The sequence below is a fragment of the Nostoc sp. JL23 genome, from assembly GCF_017115065.1.
GTDB classification, from domain to species: Bacteria; Cyanobacteriota; Cyanobacteriia; order Cyanobacteriales; family Nostocaceae; genus Nostoc; species Nostoc punctiforme_A.
Genome location: NZ_JABXKN010000053.1, coordinates 96,657 through 121,913, shown reverse-complemented (window position 1 = coordinate 121,913; position 25,257 = coordinate 96,657). Strand labels below are relative to the sequence as shown.

The 25,257-nt window shown below is 42.0% G+C and carries 19 protein-coding genes and 1 riboswitch; of the genes, 11 read left to right on the top strand and 8 right to left on the bottom strand.

Annotation, left to right across the window (positions count from 1 at the left end; translation table 11 throughout):
• Positions 1–409 precede the first annotated feature (409 nt).
• Complete coding sequence (locus HWQ42_RS11425; protein ID WP_292812003.1) at positions 410–1,297, bottom strand: sugar phosphate nucleotidyltransferase; 888 nt, start codon at positions 1,295–1,297, stop codon at positions 410–412.
• A gap of 45 nt (positions 1,298–1,342) precedes the next feature.
• Entirely contained in the window at positions 1,343–2,524 is a 1,182-nt protein-coding gene (hemW, locus tag HWQ42_RS11420; RefSeq protein WP_292812001.1) for a radical SAM family heme chaperone HemW, read from the bottom strand.
• A gap of 251 nt (positions 2,525–2,775) precedes the next feature.
• On the opposite strand from hemW, the gene HWQ42_RS11415 reads away from it, so the two are divergent.
• The gene (locus tag HWQ42_RS11415; protein WP_292811999.1) at positions 2,776–3,852 is read left to right on the top strand and encodes a PIN/TRAM domain-containing protein; all 1,077 of its coding nucleotides are present in this window, start codon (positions 2,776–2,778) and stop codon (positions 3,850–3,852) included.
• Positions 3,853–3,919: 67 nt separating this feature from the next.
• Here the strand turns inward: HWQ42_RS11415 and HWQ42_RS11410 are convergent, their stop codons facing one another.
• Complete coding sequence (locus tag HWQ42_RS11410) at positions 3,920–4,738, bottom strand: Rpn family recombination-promoting nuclease/putative transposase (protein WP_292811997.1); 819 nt, start codon at positions 4,736–4,738, stop codon at positions 3,920–3,922.
• 519 nt (positions 4,739–5,257) lie between these two features.
• On the opposite strand from HWQ42_RS11410, the gene HWQ42_RS11405 reads away from it, so the two are divergent.
• The 3 genes from HWQ42_RS11405 to HWQ42_RS11395 all read left to right on the top strand — a co-directional run bounded on the left by HWQ42_RS11405 (position 5,258) and on the right by HWQ42_RS11395 (position 11,374).
• Positions 5,258–7,204, top strand: a complete 1,947-nt coding sequence (locus tag HWQ42_RS11405; RefSeq protein ID WP_292811994.1) for an amino acid transporter — start codon at positions 5,258–5,260, stop codon at positions 7,202–7,204.
• A gap of 257 nt (positions 7,205–7,461) precedes the next feature.
• Positions 7,462–10,704 carry a PAS domain-containing protein gene (locus HWQ42_RS11400; RefSeq protein WP_292811992.1) on the top strand — a complete coding sequence of 1,081 codons (3,243 nt, stop codon included), beginning with the start codon at positions 7,462–7,464 and terminating at the stop codon, positions 10,702–10,704.
• A gap of 97 nt (positions 10,705–10,801) precedes the next feature.
• The gene (locus HWQ42_RS11395; RefSeq protein WP_292811989.1) at positions 10,802–11,374 is read left to right on the top strand and encodes a 2OG-Fe(II) oxygenase; all 573 of its coding nucleotides are present in this window, start codon (positions 10,802–10,804) and stop codon (positions 11,372–11,374) included.
• Positions 11,375–11,409: 35 nt separating this feature from the next.
• Here HWQ42_RS11395 and recR read toward each other — a convergent pair whose 3' ends face one another.
• From recR to HWQ42_RS11380, 3 genes are all read right to left on the bottom strand, one after another.
• Positions 11,410–11,967 carry a recombination mediator RecR gene (gene recR, locus HWQ42_RS11390; protein ID WP_262984297.1) on the bottom strand — a complete coding sequence of 186 codons (558 nt, stop codon included), beginning with the start codon at positions 11,965–11,967 and terminating at the stop codon, positions 11,410–11,412.
• 69 nt (positions 11,968–12,036) lie between these two features.
• The gene (locus HWQ42_RS11385; RefSeq protein ID WP_292811986.1) at positions 12,037–12,165 is read right to left on the bottom strand and encodes a hypothetical protein; all 129 of its coding nucleotides are present in this window, start codon (positions 12,163–12,165) and stop codon (positions 12,037–12,039) included.
• A 31-nt stretch (positions 12,166–12,196) separates the two neighbouring features.
• Positions 12,197–13,234 carry an aldo/keto reductase gene (locus HWQ42_RS11380; RefSeq protein ID WP_099100979.1) on the bottom strand — a complete coding sequence of 346 codons (1,038 nt, stop codon included), beginning with the start codon at positions 13,232–13,234 and terminating at the stop codon, positions 12,197–12,199.
• A 637-nt stretch (positions 13,235–13,871) separates the two neighbouring features.
• Between HWQ42_RS11380 and HWQ42_RS11375 the strand changes: the two genes are divergently transcribed.
• The 3 genes from HWQ42_RS11375 to HWQ42_RS11365 all read left to right on the top strand — a co-directional run bounded on the left by HWQ42_RS11375 (position 13,872) and on the right by HWQ42_RS11365 (position 17,975).
• Positions 13,872–15,764, top strand: coding sequence for a lipoxygenase family protein (locus tag HWQ42_RS11375; protein WP_292811982.1), 1,893 nt, complete (start codon positions 13,872–13,874; stop codon positions 15,762–15,764).
• Between the two features lie 44 nt (positions 15,765–15,808).
• Complete coding sequence (locus HWQ42_RS11370) at positions 15,809–17,158, top strand: cytochrome P450 (protein WP_292811980.1); 1,350 nt, start codon at positions 15,809–15,811, stop codon at positions 17,156–17,158.
• Positions 17,159–17,414: 256 nt separating this feature from the next.
• Positions 17,415–17,975 (top strand): hypothetical protein, encoded by a 561-nt coding sequence (locus HWQ42_RS11365; protein ID WP_292811977.1) that lies wholly within the window; start codon positions 17,415–17,417, stop codon positions 17,973–17,975.
• 56 nt (positions 17,976–18,031) lie between these two features.
• On the opposite strand, the gene HWQ42_RS11360 is transcribed toward HWQ42_RS11365, so the two are convergent.
• Both HWQ42_RS11360 and HWQ42_RS11355 read right to left on the bottom strand, forming a co-directional pair.
• A complete protein-coding gene (locus HWQ42_RS11360; RefSeq protein WP_292811975.1) occupies positions 18,032–18,766 on the bottom strand; it encodes a chromophore lyase CpcT/CpeT in 735 nt (244 codons plus the stop codon).
• A 205-nt stretch (positions 18,767–18,971) separates the two neighbouring features.
• Positions 18,972–19,469, bottom strand: coding sequence for a GNAT family N-acetyltransferase (locus HWQ42_RS11355; protein ID WP_292811973.1), 498 nt, complete (start codon positions 19,467–19,469; stop codon positions 18,972–18,974).
• A gap of 158 nt (positions 19,470–19,627) precedes the next feature.
• On the opposite strand from HWQ42_RS11355, the gene HWQ42_RS11350 reads away from it, so the two are divergent.
• The 4 genes from HWQ42_RS11350 (at position 19,628) to cobG (ending at position 25,138) form a co-directional block, all read left to right on the top strand.
• Positions 19,628–20,218, top strand: coding sequence for a flavodoxin family protein (locus HWQ42_RS11350; protein WP_292731529.1), 591 nt, complete (start codon positions 19,628–19,630; stop codon positions 20,216–20,218).
• Positions 20,219–20,455: 237 nt separating this feature from the next.
• Positions 20,456–21,808 carry a serine/threonine-protein kinase gene (locus HWQ42_RS11345; RefSeq protein ID WP_292811971.1) on the top strand — a complete coding sequence of 451 codons (1,353 nt, stop codon included), beginning with the start codon at positions 20,456–20,458 and terminating at the stop codon, positions 21,806–21,808.
• A 334-nt stretch (positions 21,809–22,142) separates the two neighbouring features.
• On the top strand, positions 22,143–23,162 hold the full coding sequence (locus HWQ42_RS11340) for a tRNA-dihydrouridine synthase family protein (protein WP_292811969.1): 1,020 nt from the start codon (positions 22,143–22,145) through the stop codon (positions 23,160–23,162).
• Between the two features lie 270 nt (positions 23,163–23,432).
• Positions 23,433–23,542: riboswitch (cobalamin riboswitch) on the top strand.
• Positions 23,516–25,138, top strand: a complete 1,623-nt coding sequence (gene cobG / locus HWQ42_RS11335; protein WP_292812015.1) for a precorrin-3B synthase — start codon at positions 23,516–23,518, stop codon at positions 25,136–25,138. It overlaps the preceding riboswitch by 27 nt.
• The last annotated feature ends 119 nt before the right edge of the window (positions 25,139–25,257 follow it).

Here is a 25,257-nt window from a genome sequence, read left to right as displayed (position 1 = left end):
CACCCTAATTTTAATTTTTTGCCTCTGAATGCTCTCAAATACTTATTTTTTCGTAGCTCCTTTTAGTGATCGCCTATTGTACCCAAGTTTCTCAAACCCAGTCCCCGTGAGCATTTGCCATTTGTGGATGAGTCTTTTGTGTCCTTTGCGCCTTCTCTAACGAGACGCTGCGCGTAGCTTGCTTCTCCGTAGGAGTATGCGGTTCGTTTTTTCATTATTTTGCGTAAGTCCTGATTAATTCTGACTTCTGACTCCTGTTAGCGGTAGCGGGGCGTTGAGCCATTGCTGAATTCTTACTTTTTGTGATTGATTTAGCTTAATTTTCAACTTCACATAAGACACTTCCAAGGAATAAAGTATTCAGGAAAAGTGAGATCCTCCCAGACAAACGAATTGAACTAAGATTAATCTATATTTTTCTAAAATCAATCATTGTCTGCCGATAAGCATCTGGCAAACCTGTATCAAAACACTTGCCTTTAACAACATATCCTGTCATTCCCTCTTCCTGACGCAATTTTTCAAGACAAGATGTTAACTGAAATTCACCTCGTTCTCGGAAATTTTGGTTGATATGTTCTGCTAAAAAGTCAAAAATTTTCGGCGTTAGTAAATATAAGCCAAATATACCTAAAAAATCATTTTCTGACATTCCCTCTACACGTAAATGCTGTTGTGCATACTCTATAGTCGGTTTCTCATACAGTTGTGTAACTGACAAAATCGAGCTTAACTCTTGCCAAACTCCTGTTACACACCCAGCTTGATGAATAATTTCTGCTGGCATTGTCGTTAAGCCAATAACGTTTTGATTAACTTGTTCGTAAACATCTAAAACTTGACTAGCACAAGATTTTTCAATTTCAGATGCATAAATGTGGTCGCCCAACATAAGCAAAAACGGCTCATTTTGTACCCAATCCTTGGCACAAAATACCGCATGACCATAGCCTAATTGTTCCTCTTGTAACAAAATGGTAATTCTGCTACCTAAATCTTCAAGATATCGGCTATATTCTTGATTTTGTGGTGAAAGCTTATCTAAAAGTTCTTTTTTAGGTGGGTTTTTCAATAAATCTTCAAATACTTCTTGATCGTCTGGCTGCACCACAATCCCCACTTCTGCAATTCCAGCACTAATTGCTTCTTCAATAATTGCGATAATCACAGGTTTTGCCCGACCATCTCGATCAATAATCGGGAAAAGTTCTTTTTTCACAACCTTAGTCGCTGGAAACAACCGAGTCCCAAAACCAGCTACCGGAATTACAGCTTTTCTAACTTGATTTTTCTGCATAAACCTCCCCTCCTCTCTCTGTTACCTCTGCGCCTCTGCGGTTCGTCACCCCAACTTCTCAAACAACTCCGCCAACACCACATTAGAAAACAAAAACCCTTGGGGATCAATCAAACGCAACCTTCCCCCTACAACTTCCACCCAACCTTTCTCAAAATACAATTGCAAATACCTGCAAATTTCCTCCACCTTCGCTTCGCCAAATGCTTCCGCCAACGCCACCAAACTCAAACCCTCTGCCAAACGCAACCCCAACATTAACGTTTCTAACAATACTTCCTTTGGGGGGATAACATCACAATCAATGACACCGCCAGCTTGTACCCACTGGTAATACTCCTTAGTTTTGCGCGGACGAGTGAATCGTTTCCCCTCAACATAACTCGCCGCACCCATGCCAAAGCCATAATAAGGGCGGTTTTCCCAATACACTCGATTATGCCGACATTGATGACCAGGTTGAGCATAATTAGAAATTTCATAATGCTCATAACCAGCACTAGTTAAAATCTGCTGCCCCATCTCGTACATTTTGACTGTGGCTTCATCCGTAGGTAAAGGAGTATCGCCAGGTTTGTAGTAACGACCAAAGGCTGTACCTGGTTCGATGGTAAGATCGTAAATGGAAATGTGAGTCGGTGCGATCGCTACGGCTTTTTCTAGGGAATATTGCCATTGATCCAAAGACTGATGCGGCAATCCAGAAATTAAGTCTAAGCTAAATACGGGAATCTCGACTTGGTGGATTAGTTCCACAGCTGCAAAAATATCTTCAACTGAGTGCGATCGCCCCGCCCTTTGCAATAATTCTCCTTGAAAGGCTTGTACACCCAAACTTACCCGGTTCACGCCTGCATTGCGATATCCTGCTATGTGGGCTAAATCAAAGGTGCCTGGGTCAATTTCCATAGAAATCTCTGCCCCAGACGCAATCCCAAAATGCTTCTGTAGCTCTGTGACTATCCGTTGTAGCTGCTCTATTGAGAGCAACGAAGGAGTACCACCGCCGAAGAAAATTGTCTTTAGGGGTTGACCAAATGCTGGTGTAATGGCAATTTCTTGGCATAGCACCTCAACATATTGAGAAATAGTACCAGATGTTTCGCCCCGCAAGCGATCGCCTACAACAGAGACAGGGAAATCACAATAAAAACACCGCCGTCTGCAAAAGGGAATATGCACATAAGCAGAACTCGCAATTCCAGAAATACTAAATTTTTTACTCATTTTGAGAAAAGTTTTAAGTTAATCCAACTGCGAATTAGAGACAATGAAAATAAGTAGTTTATTTACAAGTTTTTGTCTTTTTACAACAAAACAATGAAAAATATTAAGATAAAATCCTTTGGTTATAATAATTGCAGATATTGTCAGCCTAAACCCTTAGTGTAAGTCAATATTGATGAGTTTATCTTACCGATGAAATAAAAAATACTTAACTTTATCGGTTAACACAGTTGCAGGAAAACAAGACAACCATGCTTGACGCCATTATTATTTTCTCATTTATCTTAGCAGCGTCGGGAATAGGGTTCTACAGCATTGAACTACTACCCAATGGGGCGCTAGATCAGGTAACGAATCTAGAAGCTCTACGCTTAGTTGTTGCCGTCTTTGCCGCTATTATTGGTGGTGCGATCGGGCTGAGTTTCCAGACGACATATCGTCGCCTAGAATCACAAGTCAAAGAAATGCCTCTAGAAGTGATTTTAACTCGTGCGATCGGCTTAGTGATTGGGTTATTACTAGCCAACTTGATGCTAGCCCCACTATTTTTGCTCCCGATCCCGGCAGATTTTGGATTTATTAAGCCACTGGTGGCAGTTGTTGGCAGTATTATCCTCTCCGTCACTGGGATGAATTTGGCAGATACCCACGGGCGAGGCTTATTGCGGTTTATTAATCCCAACACCGTTGAATCGATGGTAGTGGAGGGAACATTAAAACCAGCCAATACCAAAGTTCTAGATACTAGCTGTATTATTGATGGTCGTATTGAAGCCTTACTAGAAACAGGGTTTTTAGAAGGGCAAATTCTTGTACCGCAGTTTGTCTTGCAAGAACTTCAACAAGTCGCGGATGCTAGCAAAGACCAAAAGCGTGTACGGGGAAGGAGAGGACTAGAAATTCTCAACCGTATTAAAGAAGATTATCCTGATCGCATCCTGATTAATACAGTTGACTACGAAGATATTCCCACAGTCGATGCCAAGTTAGTACGCTTCGCCCAAGAAATTAGCGGTACACTGCTAACCAACGACTACAACTTGTCTAAAGTTGCCAGTGTTCAGAAAGTACCTGTTTTGAATGTGAATGATTTAGTGAATGCCGTCCGTCCCAGTTATTTACCTGGCGATAACCTGGATTTAAAAATTCTCAAGGAAGGCAAAGAACCCAGTCAAGGCATTGGCTATCTAGATGACGGCACAATGGTAGTCGTTGAAGAAGGTAGCAATTATGTGGGTGGTGAACTGCGAGTAGTAGTTACCAGTGCTTTACAAACTACAGCAGGAAGAATGATTTTTGCCAAACCCCAAGCTTCAGCATTAGCGTGAAACAATGGGATGTTTGTTCAATGCGAATGACACTTGGTAATCGGTGCAGGTTGACTGCACCGATTATTTATTGATTGGAATCACGAGACTCACTTACCTGTAAATACTGTAACTGCTCAATTGATAACCCTGTGACTCTGCCGATTTGTTCTAATGGCATACCAGTACTAAATAGATTTCTTGCCACTTCGAGTAACGCTTCAGCCTTACCTTCAGCCTTACCTTCAGCCTTACCTTCAGCCTTACCTTCAGCTTTTCCTTCTTGTAGAATGTCTTGATAAATCGCTGACTCGCGCATAATATCTGACCTCAAAACTCGTTTAATAACCTCTTTCTCTAATACTAAACCAGCTAAAATCGCTGTAGAAGCAGCAATGTTACTTTGAGTTCTTAATTCTGTAATAGCGTTAATTTCGCGTGCCACTTCATTAAGTATAACTTCTGGTTCAATTGTACTGCTTAACACCGCCAAAGGTAAAAGTCCAGGTGTTCTCAAAAATACTTCAGTTGGTTGTTCCCAAAGTCTGATAACTGCAAATTCATGTCGTGTCCCAGCAATTGTAAATGTATTTTGTTGCACCAAATTTGAATTTGTCTGCTTGAGGTAAATTACGACTTGATGCATTGCTTTGTCTGGAAAGCGGCGATATACTCGCAATCGATAGTCAATCATTCGAAAAGGAATTTCCGCATCGACTTGGGTTTGAAATTCCAAATGCAATATGCTTTGCTCCGACTGCAACAGAATTAGAGCATCAGCCCGAATGGGTTCGAGAGATAATTCTTTTGGACTTAGTTCTGTTAAATTAATAGATTCGCCTAATAACCATGTAGCGAAGTCACTGGAGAAGTTCTCAACTAAAAACTTACAGATATTGTCAAACATCTGAATTAGTGTAGTTGGTGCAGATGGATTCGCATGATGCTGGAAACCTATCTAATACATTGTTTGTATATTGTGTACGACTATATGTCCATAATTCCATCAAACTAAAGTCTATGGCTACACAAACAGAGTTATAGATTAGCGGGCTAATTATCTTATGGTCATTTACACAAACATCATATAACTAAAAGTGATTTTTATTTTAGGGCTGATTTGTTGATTGCGTACATACCAAGTTTCGCAGCGTCGTTTTTTTAGAATTGATGCAGCTTTAAGGTACTAAGGGTATGAAACAATTAATCCCTAAATATACGGTTGTAGTATTGATTATTGCTATACCAAAAGCCGCAAACGATCTTGACACGCTAAACGACTACGAGCAGCTACTATATATTTTGTAAATCGGACAGGATGCTTAACATACAATAATAGTGCTATGCCTTTGTAGTTAAAAATTTTAATAAACCACGAAGGCTTAAAAAAATCACAAAGCCGACTTTTGCAACACAACCGTATTTGATGGCTAAATCAATTGTTTCAACAAAACGGCTCGGCAGTCAGTTAATCCACTGGTTGCTTGAAGAAGACCGACGAGAGAAAAAAGGGCCTTATCGCAAAGAAGAAGCACATCGCCAGCATTCTTGGTGGCAGGTTATGTGCTTGACTGGTGTAGATTATTTCTCGACCCTTGGCTATCAACCAGGGATTGCAGCACTAGCAGCTGGCGCTCTTTCTCCTATAGCTACGCTGATTCTGGTTTTGCTGACGCTCTTTGGAGCGTTGCCAATCTATCGGCGCATTGCTGCCGAAAGCCCTCATGGTGAAGGGTCGATCGCAATGTTAGAGCGTTTACTTCCCTGGTGGCAAGGCAAATTACTTGTACTGTGCTTACTTGGCTTTGTGGCAACTGACTTTATTATTACTATTACCTTGTCAGCAGCTGATGCCACAGCCCATATCATCGAAAATCCGCTGACACCAATTTGGCTTCACAATCAGACGATCGCAGTTACCCTGATATTAGTTGCATTATTAGGTGCAGTTTTCTTGAGAGGTTTCCGAGAAGCCATTGGGATTGCAGTAGTTTTAGTGGGAGCTTATCTGCTATTAAACTTCATTGTCGTTGGCGTCGGTGTGTATCAGATATTAACTCACACAGAAGCGATCGCGAACTGGCAAACTGCACTTTTTGCACGCCATTCTAACCCTTTGATGCTAATCGGCATCTCTCTCATCATCTTCCCTAAACTAGCGTTGGGATTGTCAGGTTTTGAGACTGGTGTTACCGTTATGCCCCTGGTTAAAGGTAGCAGTAACAGCACTCCGCAGCATCCCAAAGGGCGGATTCGGAATACACGCAAGTTGCTCACCACTGCTGCTCTGATTATGAGCTTCTTTCTGCTTACCACCAGCTTTATAACCACTCTACTGATTCCAACCGCAGAATTTGCATCGGGGGGCAAAGCCAATGGACGGGCCCTTGCTTATTTAGCACATTTGTATTTAGGCAATGGCTTTGGCACAATTTACGATTTAAGTACTATTTCTATTTTGTGGTTTGCAGGTGCATCTGCAATGGCAGGACTGTTGAATATCGTGCCTCGCTACCTACCACGCTATGGCATGGCACCCAATTGGGCACGAGTAACCAGACCTTTAGTGTTAGTCTACACAACAATCGCTTTTGTTGTCACAATTATCTTCAAAGCAAGTGTAGAAGCCCAAGGTGGGGCTTACGCAACTGGTGTGCTGGTGTTGATCACCTCAGCTGCCTTTGCCGTCACCTTATCAGCCCACCGTCACCGACAGAAGCGGGCCAGATTCGTTTTTGGCATCATTACACTGTTATTTTTATATACCACCATTGTTAATATCATCGAAAGACCAGAAGGGATTAGGATTGCTGGGTTTTTCATCGGTGCGATCATTTTTACCTCGCTGGTTTCTCGTGTTTGGCGTTCAACTGAACTGCGAGCAGAGCGAATTGAAGTTGACGAACTTGCTAGCCAATTCTTTGCTGAAGATAGCCAGGGAACAATACGACTGATTGCAAATCGGTTGAATACGGGCGATGTCCTAGAGTATTTTATGAAAGAGAAAGAGGTACGCGAAGACAATCATATTCCACTCAACGATCCAATTCTGTTTCTAGAAATTCATGTATCCGATGCTTCGGAATTTGCGGATGTGATCGTAGTAAAAGGGGTACAAGTTGGTGACTATCGCATCCTCCGGGCTGAAAGTGCAGCAGTACCGAATGCGATCGCCGCTTTACTACTTTACATTCGTGACCAAACAGGTAAGATTCCCCATGCTTACTTCGGCTGGGTTGAGGGAAATCCCATACAATACCTATTGCGTTTTATCTTGTTTGGCGAAGGTGACATAGCTGTAGTTACCCGTGAAGTACTGCGGCGAGCTGAAAAGAATCCCGAGATGCGACCTGGTATTCATGTTGGGGGTTGATTGAGGAGTGCTGTTAGCGGTAGCGGGGCGTTTAGCCCGTGCTGAGTGCTGAGTAAATTAAAATCACTCAGCACTGTTTCATTAACAGAGTTCTTTTTTCTCCTTGTTCCCTTGTCTTATAAAGGTGCGGCAAATAAATCTGTAATAGAAGTAGCGATCGCAGGTTTTACCTCAAGTTTGAAGAAATTGTCTTAAAATTTATGTAAATATGAGTCGCTCAATCTGAGATTAACTTTAAAATTATTTAGCTTTTTAGAATGCCAGACGCGGAAAAGTTCCACAACCAGCTGGCTAATCACAAGCTGCTGCATCGGCAAGTTAGTAAAAAGGCAAAATCTTCGCTAGTCGCCAGTGGAGAAGAAGGAATGGTGCTTCAGTTGGCTGATGGCACTATCCAGGCTTGCAATACCGCTAGCGATCGCATTTTGGGACTGACCGCAGAACAGCTTGTGGGGCAAAATTTCCTCGATCCCAAGTGGCAATTTATTCATGAAGATGGCTCTCCTTTACTCAGTGAAACTCACCCTGCGATCGTTGCCCAAAATACAGGTAAACCTTGCTTAAATGTGGTGTGTGGCTTTTATAAGCCAAATGGTGAGTTAGTCTGGCTCTTGTTGTCCGCGCAACCTCTGTTTCAAACTGAAGCAAGTAATCTGTATGCGATCATGACAACTTTTTCGGATATTACGGCATCTAAGCACGCCCAGATCGAGGATGACTGTAGTTGTGAACAAGATACTCAACAAGTTGATGCAGATGAATTTCAGGCATTGTGGGATAGTCAACGTCTGTTTCAACAAATTGCTGGGACTCTTCCGGGGATAATCTACATTTATGACCTAATTGAGCAGCGAAATGCTTACGTTAATTACGAAATTGCTCAAGGTTGGGGCTACACACCAGCAGAAATCCAGGCGATGGGAAAGGAGTTATTTACTCAACTTCTACACCCTGAAGATTTGGCTCGAATCCCTAGCTATTTTGAAAAATTTAATTCTACTTATCAGGGCGAAGTTCTCAGCTTTGAATACCGAATTCGACACGCCAATGGAGAGTGGCGCTGGTTTTGTAGCTATGACACTGTACACAGCAGAACTGCTGATGGATTGCCGCAATATCTTTTGGGAATCGCTTTTGATATTACAGAGCGACGACACATAGAAATTTCCCTGCGGCAAAGTAATGAAAGGTTTGAGCTAGCAGCGGCGGCGGTTAATTGCCTAATCTATGACTGGGAGATGGCGAGAAATACTGTGGAAAGAACTCAGGGTCTAACCCAGGTTTTTGGCTACACACAACAAGAAACGGAACCTACTTTCCAGTGGTGGCAAGAACGCATCCACCCCGATGACCAACAAAGAGTTAATGACCAATTCATGGCTAGTATGGCCAATGGAAACCGTTATGGCATCGAGTATCGAGTGCGTCACAAAGATGGTCGCTATTTGTGGGTGAAAGACCAGGGGTTTGCAGTTCAGGATACAAATGGTCAGGTAATTAGGGTAGTTGGTGCTAGTACTGATATTACCGAACAGCAAGCTGCCCTATGGGAACGTCAAAAAATTGAAACAAATCTGCGCGAGAGTGAAGAACGGATTCGGTTGGCCACTAATGCTGCTGAACTGGGTATGTGGTTTTGGAATATCACCACTAACGAGGTAATTTGGACAGACAAATGTCGGCAGCTGTTTGGAGTGTCCCTAGAAGTCGAAATCGACTTTGAGATTTTCCTCAACTGTGTATATGCAGAAGACCGCCAATGTATTCATGAAGCGATCGCCCGCTCTATTGAGGAAAAGGTTGACTGTGATATTGAATACCGCATCCTTTGGTCTGATGGTAGTATTCATTGGATTTCTGCTAAAGGTCGCGTCTTTTATGATGCCGAGGGGCAGGCAGTACGGATGATGGGTACTACTCAAGATATTACCCAGCGCAAACAGGTAGAAAATGATTTGCGCCAGCGCGAAACTCAATTAAGGCGGTTAGTTGATTCCAATATTATTGGTATTATGTTCGCCACTCCTGATTACATTACTGAGGCCAACGAAGCTTTTTTAGAAATGGTAGGTTATACACGAGAGGAACTTTTAGCGGGTAAGATACGCAGAAAACATATCACCCCACCTGAATATCACGCTCTCGATCGGCAAGGGATAGAGCAACTTTTAACGGTTGGGCTATTTACTCCCTTTGAAAAAGAATACATTCGTAAGGATGGTTCCCGTATTCCCATACTAATTGGTGGTGCTTTGGTGGAGCGAGATCCAGCGTCTTGGATCTGTTTTATTCTAGACCTAACCCCCAGAAAGCAATTAGAAAAAGCACTCAGGCAACAAGCAGAGGAACTCAAACAGGCAAACCGGAATAAAGATGAGTTTCTCGCTATTCTCTCCCACGAATTGCGATCGCCCCTCAACCCGATTTTAGGGTGGTCATCGCTACTCAAAAGCCGCAAATTTGATGAAGTGACTACAAATCGTGCTTTAGAAACCATCGAAAGAAATGCTCAATTGCAGATTCAATTAATTGATGAGTTGCTGGATGTCTCCCGAATTATTCGCGGTAAGTTGAACCTGACTTTTGCCACTGTTAACCTAGTAGCTGTAATTGATGCCGCATTAGAAACAGTCCGGTTAATTGCCGAAACCAAATCTATCCAGATTAAAGTACAGGTTGACCCCAATGTTGGTAAAGTGTTAGGCGATTATAATCGTTTACAGCAAATTGTAGGGAATTTACTCTCGAACGCAGTTAAGTTTACTCCCTCTCGTGGTTCAGTCGAAGTCAGCTTATCATTGAGTGGTGAATTAACTTCCCACTCAGCAATAATTCAAGTTAAAGATACCGGTCAAGGTATTTCCCCTGAATTTTTACCCCACGTATTTGAATATTTCCGTCAAGCCGATAGCAGCACAACCAGGAAATTTGGCGGACTGGGGCTGGGATTGGCAATAGTTCGTCACTTAGTAGAGTTGCATGGCGGTACTGTAAGAGCAGCCAGTCCAGGAATTGGACAGGGAGCAGTTTTTAGTGTCAGACTGCCCGTGATGAAGGACAGTGACAGTGCAGGGGAAGCAGGAGGAGCAGGGGAGAAATTTAACTCGTCAGTTCTGCGTGGACTACGGGTATTAATTGTCGATGATGATGTTGACACACGAGAGTTTCTGCACTTCTTGCTACAACATAATGGGGCGTTGATAACTGCCGCAGCATCGGTAAATGAGGCGTTAAATATTATATCACAGGCTGTACCTAATTTATTAATCAGTGATTTAGGAATGCCAGAAATGGATGGCTACAGCTTGATTAAGATGCTCAGAGCCATGCCTAAAGAGGAGGGCGGCGAAATTCCGGCGATCGCTCTTACCGCCTATGCTGGAGAAAGCGATCGCGATCGAGTTTTAGCAGCTGGTTTTCAGAAACACATTGCCAAACCAGTACAACCAACTGAATTACTCACCTCAATTGCAGATTTACTAAGGCAAAATCATGGCTAAAACTCTATTTCTGCTCATTAGATTTTAGGCTCAACTGAACCGTATTGAGTTATAAGGAATACACTATCATCAGGCTTAAATCTCAATTAGCTTAACCATGACCAAGAAAGATTTGCTTCGCAACCAAATTTTCACGCTGGAAAATATTCTTTCGCCAGCAGAATGCGCTGAGTATATTACTTTAACAGAAAACATCGGCTATACAGATGCTCCTATTACTACCCACCGAGGTTTTAAAATGCGTCCCGACATCCGCAATAATCAGCGCGTTATGCTAGATGACCGGGAGCGTGCTTTTGATTTATGGCAGCGTGTGTCAAATTATATCCCCAAGACCATTGGTAGCTGGCATCCAGTTGGGCTGAATGAGCGTTTTCGTTTCTATCGCTACGATCCAGGTCAGAGGTTTGCACCTCATCATGATGGTCCTTATCGACGAACTAACGGTGAGGAAAGTTTATTGACTTTCATGATTTATCTGAATGAAGGGTTTGAAGGCGGCGAAACCCGCTTTTATCTTCCTGAATACTACCAAGATTTATCTAATCTAGCTGTGCTTCCGGTAACAGGTATGGCTTTGTGTTTTGTCCACGAACTAGTACATGAGGGCGCTACTATTATCCAAGGGCGAAAGTACGTCTTGCGATCGGATGTTATGTACAGTCAATAGTTGAGAAAGTGATTAACCAGCAAAATCAACAAAATTTAATCTAACTCCCGACGGCCTTCCAACGCCCTCGCCAAAGTAACTTCATCTGCGTACTCCAAATCGCCACCTACAGGTAAACCAAAAGCAATCCGTGTCACTTTGGTAAATGGTTTCAATAGCTGACCGATATACAGGGTTGTTGTCTCCCCTTCCACACTCGGACTAATTGCCAGAATTACTTCTTGAGGTTTTTGCTGACTTACCCGGCGCTGCAAAGCTAGTATAGTCAACTGATCTGGACCAATTCCATCAATTGGCGAAATCACCCCGCCCAAAACGTGATACTTGCCTTTGTATTCGCGGGTTTTTTCCAGCGCAATCACATCGCGAGGATCTGCAACAACACAGATAGTGTTATTGTCACGGTTGGCATTGCGGCAAATTTCACAAACAGGTTCAGCAGACAAGTGAAAGCAAACAGAACACAAGCCTATCTGTTTTTTTGCCTCAACTAAAGCTTGCGCCAAAGCTTCTACTTCTGCTTCTGGTCGCTTCAAAATATGCAAAGCCAGTCGTTGGGCACTTTTGGGGCCAACTCCCGGTAGGCGTTGCAATTGTTCAATTAACCGTGCTAAAGGGCGTGCGTAAACCGTTGTCTTGTCTCCAGAATGTTTTCACTTTAACTATGATGACATTTTTTGAGTACTTCCATCAGGCGCAACACTTCCAACTCGCGATCGCTCAGTTCTGGATTTTGCAGCAACTCTACCAGTTTTGTGCCCTTTGCTGTGAACTACCCAAATCGCTTTCATCCTTAGTTTTCAAACACGCCCTAGCTAAAATTTATCCTAACCATTCAGGATTTTTGGCTGTACTATCAAATTGGTTAGTAGTTTTAAACAGTTCATACTGACCTTTGAGAGCAGCTTGGCGAGTCCGATTCAGTAATGCTCTAACTTGTTCCTGACTCATGGGTTTAAAAGTACGTACTGCCTCGAAAGCCTGGTTTAAGATGGGCATACTTTCAATACCTGTAATCACCGTTGAAGTTGGCAGATTCATCGCATAATGCAGACATTCGATCGGTTTGACCACATTGCTTTTGAGAATGTTTTGGTCGCCCATTGATTTCATCCCCAGTACAGCAATTCCGTCTTGAACCAGTCTGGGTAAGACTTGCCGTTCAAAACTGCGGAAATGGGCATCCATAACATTTAACGGCATCTGCACTGCATCAAAACGGAAGTTGTTTTGATTGGCAACTTCCAACATTCTCAGGTGTACTAAAGGGTCTTTGTGTCCAGTAAAGCCTATGTAGCGAATCTTGCCAGCTTTTTGTGCTTCCACAACTGCTTCCATCGCACCACCAGGAGCAAAAATCCGGTCTGGGTCTTCCATACGAATGACTTCATGATGCTGCAACAAATCAATGTGGTCTGTTTGTAAACGTTTTAAAGATTCATCAATTTGTTTAGCAGCAGCCGCCTTTGTGCGACCGTCGATTTTAGTCATCAGAAAAGCTTTTTGACGATAACCATTTTGCAGAGCTTTACCCATGCGAATTTCGCTACCTCCATTATGGTAATCCCAGCTATTGTCCATAAAATTAATCCCGCGATCGAGAGCAGTACGGATCAGATTAATACCCTCTTGTTCATCTTTTGGTCTACCAATATGATGACCACCTAAACCAATTACAGATATTTGTTCTTTGGTGCGTCCTAGTTGCCTGTAGAGCATTTCCCCTTTTTTAATCTGGAGTGGGGTAGACTGATTTTGTGCTAAAACCTGTTTGGTTAAACCTTGTAAGGCAAATACCCCAGCTCCACCTAAACCAGAAGCAGAAACTACCTTCAGTAAATTTCGTCTGCTAATATCCACAATTTTATCCTTTTGCCACAGTATGAGAACTTGCCTTCATAGCTTTGCATGGAGCAAAGTTCGCTGCTTCTAACTGTTGAAGGATAAAAGCAGTGAGATAGAGATAGATTTTTGATAGAGCGAAGGTAATAGAAAAATATTCCATCGCTGTGTAAGCAGAAGAAGCATTGGAGACATCGGCAGCAGAGGAAGAATCTGATATAGCATTTCCTGATATTGTTTCAGTGGTTGAAATGTCAACTCAAACACAATACCTTAGTCCGAAAGTTTTCTTTGAGAATTGTTTCTAAATGTTGGCAAATATTATTTGTATTGCTAAATATTCCTTGCAAGATTTCTAAACATTTAGTGCGTGGTTCAGGAGTTGATAGAATCCAGAAAATTCCTTTAGAAAAATCGTAATTTTAAACTTGATTGCAATAATACGTTTAGGTAACTCAAATCTGTTTATCCTAAACTATTAAACGCCGTGTGCAGACTTTCTCTCAGACCTAACCCCCAACCCCTTCCCTACAAGGGAAGGGGAGCAAGAATCAAAGCCTCTCGACCTTTCGGGGAGAGGAATGGAAGTGGGGTTTCAAGAATAAGTTGCACATCGCGTTATTAAAGTTCCCCGTATTAAACATGAGTAGAGTCAATGACTGCTTCATCACCAGAAAATTCAATTAGCTCATCAAGTACTCATACTTTAGATATAGCTAGGCAAGAGTATCAATATAACTACACCCATATTCCATCTATTGCGATGCTAGATCGGCTTTCTATTGCCGAAGAGTTCGCTACTAACTGGTATTTTTTATTAGCCCAGCAGTTACGAGTTGTGTTTATCAATACCTTGATTGTCAACAGAGGCAATCAAGGTTCTAAATCGATTCGTGATGATGTCGAAAGGTTTATTTTAGAAGCCTTTCTCAAGGGAGCAGTACCAGTAAAAATCAGTATTCTGGCAAGAATCCTGCAAATTATCCCTCAGTTTTTGCTCAAAAGCATATCTCAGGATGTTAGAGAACTCGACGATCTTTTTTATTCTATTCTGAAAGAAAACGGACTTGTAATTCTCAGAGATGCCCTAAATAGGATAATTAACCTTCTATACAAAGGACAGCCGACAGGACATGCAACTAGTCTCAAGGACTACGAAAATTTGTTTCCAGTGATTGGTGTACCAGCGATCGCTAAAACTTACCAAGAAGATGAAGTATTTGCCTACATGCGAGTGGCTGGCTACAATCCCGTCATGATCGAGCGAGTAAATACTCCAGGCGATCGCTTCCCAGTCACAAACGAACATTACCAAGGCGTAATGGGGACTGACGATTCATTAGCAGCAGCCGGACTTGAAGGCAGGCTCTACTTAGCTGACTATAAAATTTTAGATGGTGCGGTCAACGGTACATTCCCACACGAGCAAAAATATCTCTATGCTCCCCTAGCACTGTTTGCCTTACCCAAAGGCTCAGACCCCACCCGTTTATTGCGTCCCATAGCCATTCAATGCGGTCAAACCCCAGTCCCAGATTATCCAATTGTTACCCCTAACTCCAGTAAATACTCTTGGCTTTTTGCCAAAACAATAGTCCAAATAGCAGATGCCAACTACCACGAACCTGTTACTCATCTAGCAAGAACTCACCTCTTGGTTGGTGTTTTTGCGATCGCCACCGCAAGACAACTGCCACTCACCCATCCTCTAAGAATTCTACTGCACCCGCATTTTGACAGCACTTTAGCAATTAACGATGCTGCTCAACGGATTCTCATAGCTCCAGGCGGTGGTGTCGATAGATTACTCTCATCATCAATCGACAACTCTCGCGTTTTAGCAGTGCTAGGGTTGCAAAGCTATGGTTTTAACAGTGCCATTTTACCTAAGCAATTCCAACAGCGCGGTGTGGACGATCCCAATCTATTGCCTGTTTATCCTTACCGGGATGATGCACTATTAGTCTGGGATGCCATTCATCAATGGGTTTCAGACTACCTAAACCTTTACTACACCAAGGATGAAGACATTCAAAAAGACAGAGCATTGCAAGCGTGGGCAGCTGAAATCTCAGCTTACGATGGTGGCCGCATCCCCGATTTTGGCGAAGATGGGAGCATCAAAACGCGCAATTATCTAATTGATGCCACTACGCTGATTATTTTCACTGCCAGCGCCCAACACGCTGCGGTTAACTTTCCGCAAAAAGATTTTATGGGCTACGCCGCAGCGATTCCAATGGCAGGTTATTTACCAGCCTCAACTCTCAAAAGAGAAGTTACTGAGCAAGACTACCTTAATTTGCTCCCTCCCTTAGATCAGGCGCAACGGCAATACAACCTACTCAGCTTGTTGGGGTCTGTGTATTACAACAAGCTGGGTGATTATCAGCAAGGATACTTTACAGACCAAAAAGTAAAACCATTGCTACAAGCATTCCAGAGTAATCTTCAGCAGGTAGAAGATACCATCAAGCAACGTAATTTCCACCGTCCACCCTATGAATATCTACTTCCTTCTAAAATCCCTCAGAGCATCAATATTTGAATTAGAGACAAATAACAAATGACCAATGACTCAAAATAAATACTATGACACTTAAAGATAAAGTCCTCAAAGGTCACGATCGCCAGCTTTGGCTTGCACCTATACTAGCTAAAGTAGGTTACGACACTGCGATCGGCAAGTTTCTCCGCTTGATTTTTTATTACATGGATGCGTCAATCATGCTCAACGCATGGCGAGACTTTCTCTACATCCGTAAAGACAATATTGGAGACAAGTATTTTGCAGTAGACCAAGCAATTATGCATTCCTCTCACTCGCAGGTGAGAGAATTAATGCAAACCCAACCACAACTGCGAGGAAATGATTTAGGCATCATCAGAATATTAGCTCCTAGCTATCTGTTGGATAATCCTCTGAGCTTGGGAACAAACGGTAACGAACACACAGGACTACGTACTGTAATTTTACAAGCCTTACCAGAACCGTCAGGGCAGATAGACTTTTTAGGGGATTTAGTAGAGCAAAGCCTGTTAGAAACTGCTAAACAAGGCAAATTACACATCGGCAACGATTTGCCAAAGATTATGCTGTCGATTTTGCACCAACTAGTTTTTCAGATATCTTTATCTGAGGAAGAAATCACAGCATCCAATAGTTACATTAAAGGCTTGGCTCTTGCATCCTTGCCTAATTTTATCAGCAAGTATCTGCTGGCAATATTAACAGCGCCAAAAATTCGGCATCGTCAATATTTAACTAACCGATATAAACAATCAGCTAAATGGGCATCTTACTTTGAAACAGGCGCTCAGTATCAGTTGAACGAACACCAAATCGCTAATACCCTTTTTGATATGATTCATATCGCTGGTACTGCCGGCACGAGTGCGCTTTTAGGATCAGTTATTGGTGTTCTTTGCTTAGATAATACTCTCAGAAATGATGTAATGTCAGAAGTGAATGCAGTCTGGAATGGTAAGAAAACTTTAGACTCAGACGCTCTAGAACGGTCAACACTTCTCAATCAAGTGATTCTAGAAACAGCTCGTCTCTATCCACCTGTGCGATTTGTTAGCCAACTGACCACTGAAGCCGGTGAAGTCGAGATTGGAGAACAAAAATGTCCATTCCAAAAAGGTACTCGCTTGCTTGGCTCTATTCTTACAGCTAATCGGGATACCAATAGATACCAAAATCCAGATGATTTTGATCTAACACGGGATTTTTCAGATATCTTATCTTGGAACAGCGAAGGGCATGAGCGAGCCTGTCCTGGTACATCCTTATCAATTGGCTTTATCAAAATTTTCTGTTTACATCTGTTTCACAACTATCAATGGGACTCAATTACAGAAGTCAAGTGGGATTTTGAAAAAGTGACTGCCGTTACTCCTAATAATTTGGTACTACAAGGTTTTGCTCAACGACTGTGAGTAAGAGACTTCAAGTAGGGGCGCACAGGGAGCATCTCACCTTTGCAAATATACCAGGCGATTAGAAATCGCGGCTACACAAACGAAGTCCGCCTACGCGGACTCAAAGGATTTGAAACCCACGGAGGTGGGTTTTGTTTGTATAGCCGCGAATTCCATTCGCTAGGGCAAACGTGTTTTTACTCATCTTTTCTCTGACTCGATTCGTTAAAAATTTAGGTATTTTTTTAGCTCAAAGGAAGTAATTACAAATTATATGGCTGAATTAATTGAGAAAAAGCAACTGAATAATATTGCAACCTGGATGATTCAAATCAAAGAAACAAACTTACCATCTGTCCTTAAAGGTGTATTTTTTATGGATGGCAATCCACTGCCAGATACTTGCATTACTATGTACAATTTAGAATGGGATATACAGAATAAAGCTTTGCTTTTACCGATATTTGCCCCGTTACAGTGGACTTTTCATGACTCGATTGCTGGCTGGATATTACTACGTTCAATTCAATGGTTTAGAGTAAGTTACAAAATTCAGTTTGAAGATGAAACTTTGCAACAAGCTCAAGTCACACCTGTTTTTCTAGGAATATCAGTTCCAAAATCGATTGTCAGTTTCACAATGTCCCAAGACAAAAATTCTCTCAATGGAGATATTTGGCACAGAAATAACGTTTGGTTTGGCGGACTTTTTCGGGCTGGTGAGTATACTCTCCGTAGGGTTGTTGATAAAGATGGTTGTTATACTCCTGCTTTTAACGATATGCTTACCAGAGTACAAAACCAATGTTTAGTTATTGGACGCCACTCAAATTGATTCGGCTCAGGTTAGTCAGCTAAAGCTTAGAGCCTTACAGCCCTCCATCGCTAACTTTAAACAGAGATTTTATTCTTTTTTGATTTCTGTTTTTGCCGATCTGAAATTGCATTTTTTGTACTCAAAATTCCCAAAGCCAGCAACCCGAATATGACAGAGGGTTCTGGAACAGAATTAACTCGACGGAATTCAATGGGTGTGGCCACAAGTAAATTGCCTTTCTTGTCAAAAATTTTGTCTAAGGAGTCGATGCTACTTTGCTCAATAGTTATATCAGAAACTACTTTGAAGCCATTATTTGTTATACAGCCATTGGGAGCGTTATTCCCAATGTAGCTGTTCTGCTCCCAAAATAATTGCAGATTACAGGTGTTCTTCTCAACATTGTTAATACTAAGCTGTGGCCTAGACTGAGAATGATTGCATAACCCGCGTACAGTATTTTCATTTAAAAAGCTGCTAATACTTAGATTCACAGCCGAAATTCCTTGATTAAAAGAATAAAGGCGTAGCCGCTCAAAACCTGGGCTTTCTTGCTCTAGATAAACATTCTGTGTTTCAGCCAGAGGATTAGTACCATCAAGTTGTACATTACAACTTGATATAGTAATTAATGGCACAGAGGGGCTATTAGCAACCTGTTGAGCATTATCAAAAAAACCAGTGAACCACTGTGCTACTTGCTGAACCTGTGTCTTAATTGGTGGCGCACTGGTATCAGCATGGCTTTGTTGAACAAATGAAAATGTAGTGACAAAGAATGTCAAAATTGATACTTTGACTAAATGCATAGAGGTTCGGATTCTAACAAGAGCAGATTATAGACTTATGGACAAATAATTTACACCATTAAGCCCCATTTTCCGTCATGAAATAAATTTCTTAGCTGTTGGCTAATAACTTTTGTGTAACTTTTCAGATTAAGCAAGTAGTAAATAACTGAAATTATTCCAGATTAGCCACTCAGTTTAATTTTAAAGAGAACCTATAAAGTAGTTAACTATTATACGCGAATATCAAAAACTCAGTGCCTTTATAGATGAACTCTGCCATTTTGCGCATACCCATCTTTTGATGTGCTTGAAGTGATGCTTTGTTGTTTGCCTTGATAAACAGTATTCCTTCCCGCTTTGGTAGAAAATCTTTCAACTTAGCAAACATTACCGCAGCAATACCTTGCCCACGCATAGTTTCATCAACACAAATGGGGCCATACAAGTAAGCATCTTTTGTACCAGGATAGACTTGTAACATCACCTTTATAATCGGTAGATTAGCAGTTGTCTTTGACCAACTGAGTAAGAATCCTACAACTTGATCATTTTTTCGGGCTACAACGCTCGGCATTTGCGAGATAGTCATCATCACAGCCTCTGGCTCAAGATGACCTAACAACATACCACCATGTTCTGCGTCATTGGCTTGGGCCAACTTGACGATTCCAGTAACATCACTGGGGCTGGCACGGTCAATCACTACATCATTGAGACACATACCTGGTTAATATAAATAGGAGAAAGACTTGGATCAAAAGAATTTTCTTTTAGAAGAATAACAGAAATGACTTTAAGATTGACTACTTTACTTTATAAGCCAGTAGTCTTTATGATATTTCTCGTTCAGTTTCAGTCAAAATTTTAACTAAACCTCCTATGCCCACCGTTGCGATTATCTATTTTTCTGGTGCAGGTCATACTCATCTTATGGCCCAAGCTATTGCTGAAGGTGCAAGTAAAGTTAAAGACACCACTGTTGAACTGCTACGGATTACTGGAGAGCAGATAGTCAATGGTCGTTGGAAGAATGATGAGGTAATAGCAACTCTCAATCAAGCTGATGCAATTGTTTTTGGCTCTCCTACCTACATGGGTGGTGTTGCGGCTCAGTTCAAGGCATTTATTGATGCTGCTAGCGAAGTTTGGTTCCGACACGGATGGAAAGATAAAATCGCTGGGGGTTTTACCCATTCCAGCTCTCCCAGTGGCGATAAACAAGGTACACTCCTCTATTTAGCTACCAATGCAGCCCAACATGGCATGATTTGGGTAAACGTGGGAGACTTACAAAGCTTTTTATCTGGTAAAGATGATGGGGTAAATCGATTAGGAGGATTTCTAGGTGTAATGGGTCAAAGTCAACTCGACATGAGTGGCAAAGAACCAGTGCTAGATTCGGGCGATTATCTGACTTCACTACGCTTTGGGGAACGCATTGCAGAGGCAACTAAACGTTGGGTTAAGTAGTTTTTGACACTTGTATTTGGTTATAGCATCCTTGTATTTGATAGAAAATTCAAAGAGTCAAAGTTGTACTAAAGTAGCGATCGCTTGCAACAGGCAGTACACTGCTACTATGCTAAAACTTCCAGAATGCGTAGCCGTAGCCCACCGTAGGCATCGCTGTTTTTTCTACTAGTAAGAGTGCTTTTCTAATGGGAATACTTTATATATAGTAATTCCAACAAATAGAACTCCTGTAGTATGAGCTACTGTACCAATATTGATTGCCTACGTCCCCAAAATTCTAACACTTCTCGTTTTTGCAATAGTTGTGGTCAGGAATTATTACTTAAACAGCGATATCGTCCACTCGCCGTCATTGGAAGCGGTGGCTTTGGGAGAACATTTTTAGCTATTGATGAACATCTTCCAGATCAACCAAAATGTGCGGTCAAACAACTATGTTTTCAAAAGGAAAATACTGAAATTTGGCATAAAGCAGTCAATTTATTTCATCAAGAAGCGCTTCGTCTCAATGAACTAGAACACTCTCAAATACCCAAATTACTAGCGCACTTTGAACAAAATCAAAAGTTTTATATCGTTGAAGAATTAGTCGATGGACAAACACTCGCGCAGGAATTACAAAAAAAAGGCATTTTTCAAGAACCGCAAATTTGGGAAATATTAAAAAGTTTATTGCTCACATTGCAATTTATCCATTCCCGACAAGTAATCCACCGAGATATTAAACCGGAAAATATTATACGCCGTTCGGGTCGAGGAGACCTGGTTTTAATCGATTTCGGAGTTGCTAAATTAGCCAATAACATGAAGCAACTTCGTACAGGCACCATAGTAGGTAGCCCAGAATATATCGCTCCCGAACAAATGCGAGGAAAGGCATTACCAGCCAGCGATCTTTACAGCTTAGGTGTAACATGTATTTACTTACTTACCAATGTTTCTCCCTTTGATTTGTTCGATATTGCTAACGATCGCTGGGTATGGCAAGAATATTTACCAGCAAACAATACTGTTAGCGTTCACCTTGGTGAAATCTTAGATAAACTTTTACAAAATGCTGTTTCGCAACGCTTTCAATCGGCAACAGAAGTTTTACAGATACTGGAGCAACAACCAAAGAAATTGCTAAATATTTTTAATTATCGTACAGTAAATACTATTGATTATACACATTTGCGTGATTTATTAGCAAAAGGAAAATGGGAATTAGCAGATCGAGAAACTTGGGAACTAATGTGTCAAGCACTAGCAAAGCCTAGAGGTAGCTATATATTTAGTAGCGAGCTTGAGAAACTTCCCTGTGAAGATTTGCAAACTATTGACCTTTTATGGGTGAATTACAGTCATAAACGCTTTGGTTTTAGCATACAGACACTTATTTACAAAAACGTTAATGGAGACTATGGAGTTTTTTGTAATCAAGTTGGTTGGCATATATACAATTATAGTTATGCAAATTCAGAATTCGATTTTAGTCTTAAAGCACCAATCGGTCATTTACCCTCACGTATTTGGATTGGTGGTTCTCAACCGTGGCGCTACCCTGATGCTTTAGCTGTAAAATTAGCAGCTTGTGGTATTAGTTAGTTTTGATCAAAAAATTGTTGAATAAATTACTAATAAACCAACGGTTCAGTTAAGGCTAAAACTCTTTATAAAAGTAAAATTTTTAACGAACCGCAGAGGCGCAGAGGGAACAGAGAGAAGAAAAAAATGCTTAACCCAAGCGTATTGACTAATAAACTCCTAGTTTGTAGTGAGCGATTCATCGCTCAAAGCAACGATAATTAGGACTAAAGTCCTCTCTACGAGACGCTATGCGTAGCTTGCTTCCCCGAAGGGGTACACTACAAACTTTAATTGATTTACGTCTAGCTACTTATAACTTAACAGTGAGCTTTGTCGATCGCTCTTCATCTTTATGCCCCAGGTATCGCTCCCCCAATCGTTCTATCCACACCTACCCCTCACCGCTCTTGCGCCCATGCAGGATGTGACCAACCTCTGGTTTATGAAGGTGATTGCCCACTATGGCAGCCCTGACTACTTTTTTACCGAATATTTCCGCGTCAATGATACTTCACGGCTCAATCGTAGCATTCTGGCAGCAATCACCGAAAACGACACTGGTCGTCCCGTTTTTGCGCAAATGATTGGCGAAAGCATTCCAGATTTAGTAAGAACAGCAAAGGAACTCTGCAACTATAATATCGCTGGAGTTGACTTGAACATGGGCTGTCCAGCACCCAGAATCTATCGCAAAAATGTTGGGGGTGGATTGCTGCTGTTGCCGGAAAAAGTGGATCGGATTTTGGGAGAACTACGGCAAGCAGTTAGCGATCGACCTTTGACTGTCAAGATGCGCGTAGGCTTTGAAAATACAGATAATTTTTACAAAATTCTAGATATCATCGATCGCCACAGCATTGATTTGCTAAGTTTGCATGGTCGCACGGTGAAAGATATGTACCACGGGGCAGTGAAATATGATTTAATCGCTGAAGCAGTCAGACGAGTCCATTGTCCAGTGCTTGCTAATGGCAATATTAACTCGGCAACAACTGCTGTTGAAGTGCTTTCTCAAACGGGCGCGGCGGGTGTTATGGTGGGACGCTGGGCGATCGGGAATCCTTGGCTTTTTAATCAAATTCGCCAAGCTTTGCGAAGAGAACCGATCGCACCCGTTCCTTTGGCGGAGGTACGCAACTATATCGATCGTTTATGGCAAACTCCCACAGCAGCAACTATGCCAGAGCGATCGCGCGTAGGCTACCTGAAAATGTTCCTCAACTACATTGCTCTGAGTGTTGACACTGAAGGTCATTTTTTACGGTTGATGCGACATACTTCTACTGAGGCAGAACTGTTTAACCTCTGTGATCGCGTTCTCCTGACTGATTTGACGAAAACTTTAGCTCTAGCACCCTCCTTGAGCGTGTAATATCGGGCGTTGTAGATTTGGCTGTGATTGTAGTAGTTCACAACCACTGGAATCCCTATTATCTAACTCGAAGGGGTCAATCACGCCTTGTGTCGCTCCAAGGCTTCGAGAACTCAAAGCCTTGGAGGAAATTGAGCAAAAATCTTGGTAATGTCTCTGTTTTTTTTCTAAAGTACTACTAGCTAGGCAGTTACAAAATTTCTGGCAATAGTAATGTAAAATAATTATCTGGATGATGTGTGGTTGAAATCTATAACCTAAACAAAATCTAAATTACTCAAGGCTGAGAGTTGGGAAACTCCGGTGAAATTCCGGGACTGTGCCGCAGCTGTGATGGGATGACCCAAGTCAGAATGCCAACTCTCAGGATGTTCTCAAGACACACTCACCGTCTACTCCCTGCGTTGCACGGGGAAGGAGTTCTAAATTTGGTTTCTAGATTTGCCACTTGTCCTGGCTTGTTTTATGCTACTCCCGCCGCAGATGGGATATTGTCTCGCGTTAGAATACCAGGTGGAATTATTAGTAGTCAGCAGTGCCGTGCGATCGCAGATATAGCAGAACAGCACGGTGGCGGCTATCTAGATGTGACTAACCGAGCTAACCTGCAAGTTCGTGAAATCCGCACAGGGATAAATGCTGAGGTTCTGAAGTACCTACAAAATATGGGATTGGGTTCTGACAATACTGTTGTAGACCAAATCCGCAATATTATGACCAGTCCAACTGCTGGTATCGATCCCCAAGAATTAATCGACACTCGCCCCTTTGTCCAAGGTTGGGATGATTATATTGCTGCACATCCGGCGCTTTCGGGACTGTCGGCCAAATTTAGCGTTTGCTTTGATGGTGGTGGGATAATTCAGGTGTGCGATCGCTTGAATGATATCGCCTTTGTAGCTGTCTTACTTAACGATAATGTTTATTTTCGCCTCTATCTCAGTGTCGGCAAGAAGGGTCAACCGCCCAGCGATACGGGAATTTTGTTACCACCAGAGGACTGTTTGCCCGTCTTAGCAGCTTTGACGGATGTCTATCTAGCTTATAGTCATACTACGAGTAAGCGGCGGCTACGTTTGAGAGAGTTATTGAATACTTTGGGTTGTGAAAATTATCTCCAGGAAGTTGAGCAGCGTCTACCTTTTTCTCTTTTGTACAGTGAAATCAGAAAAGACCTAACCCCCCAACCCGCTTCCCTTGCAGGGAAGGGGGAGAAATTCTCCCCTCTCCTTGTAGGAGAGGGGTTGGGGGAGCGGTCAAATGCGAAATATCAGCATATTGGCATCCATCCCCAACGTCAGCAAGGCTTATTTTACATTGGTGTCGTCTTGCCCCTTGGCCGATTGGAGAGTAGACAGATGCGGGGTTTAGCAGATTTAGCAGCAAAATACGGTAGTGGAACTCTCAGGCTAACCCCTTGGCAAAATTTGCTCCTTACAGATATTCCTCAGCAATGGGTTGCTGATGTCCAAAGTGAAATTGCTTTATTAGAATTAGATTCCTCTGCAACCAACATCAAGGGTGGATTGGTTGCCTGTTCTGGAAAAAAGGGTTGCGCCGCTTCTGCCACTGACACTAAAAGTCATGCGTTGGCATTGGCAGAGTATCTTGAAACTCGCGTTACTCTCGATTACCCAGTTAATATCCACTTCACTGGCTGCGAAAAATCTTGTGCCCAGCATAGCAAAAGTGATATTACTCTCCTCGGCGTCAGCATTGAGGCTGACAATCGAACTGTGGAAGGCTATCACATTTATGTTGGTGACACCAATCAGAAATTCGGACGTGAACTATATCAATATGTAACTTTTGCCGAACTACCTGTATTAATAGAGCGGATGCTATATGTATATAAAATTCAACGCTTAAATTCTGATGAGTCCTTTGGAGAATTTGCTAATGGATATCCAATAGCACAATTACAGCAGTTATTTAATAAACACTTAGAAAATAGAACCACAGATAAATACAGATGATTGATTCCTCGCTTTCTCTGACTCTGCGTTCTCTGCGTCTCTGTGGTTAGTTAAATTAGGTATTTTTCTATTAAAAAAGAAGTATCTATAGTAACTAACAAATCAATCCAAAATTTAAA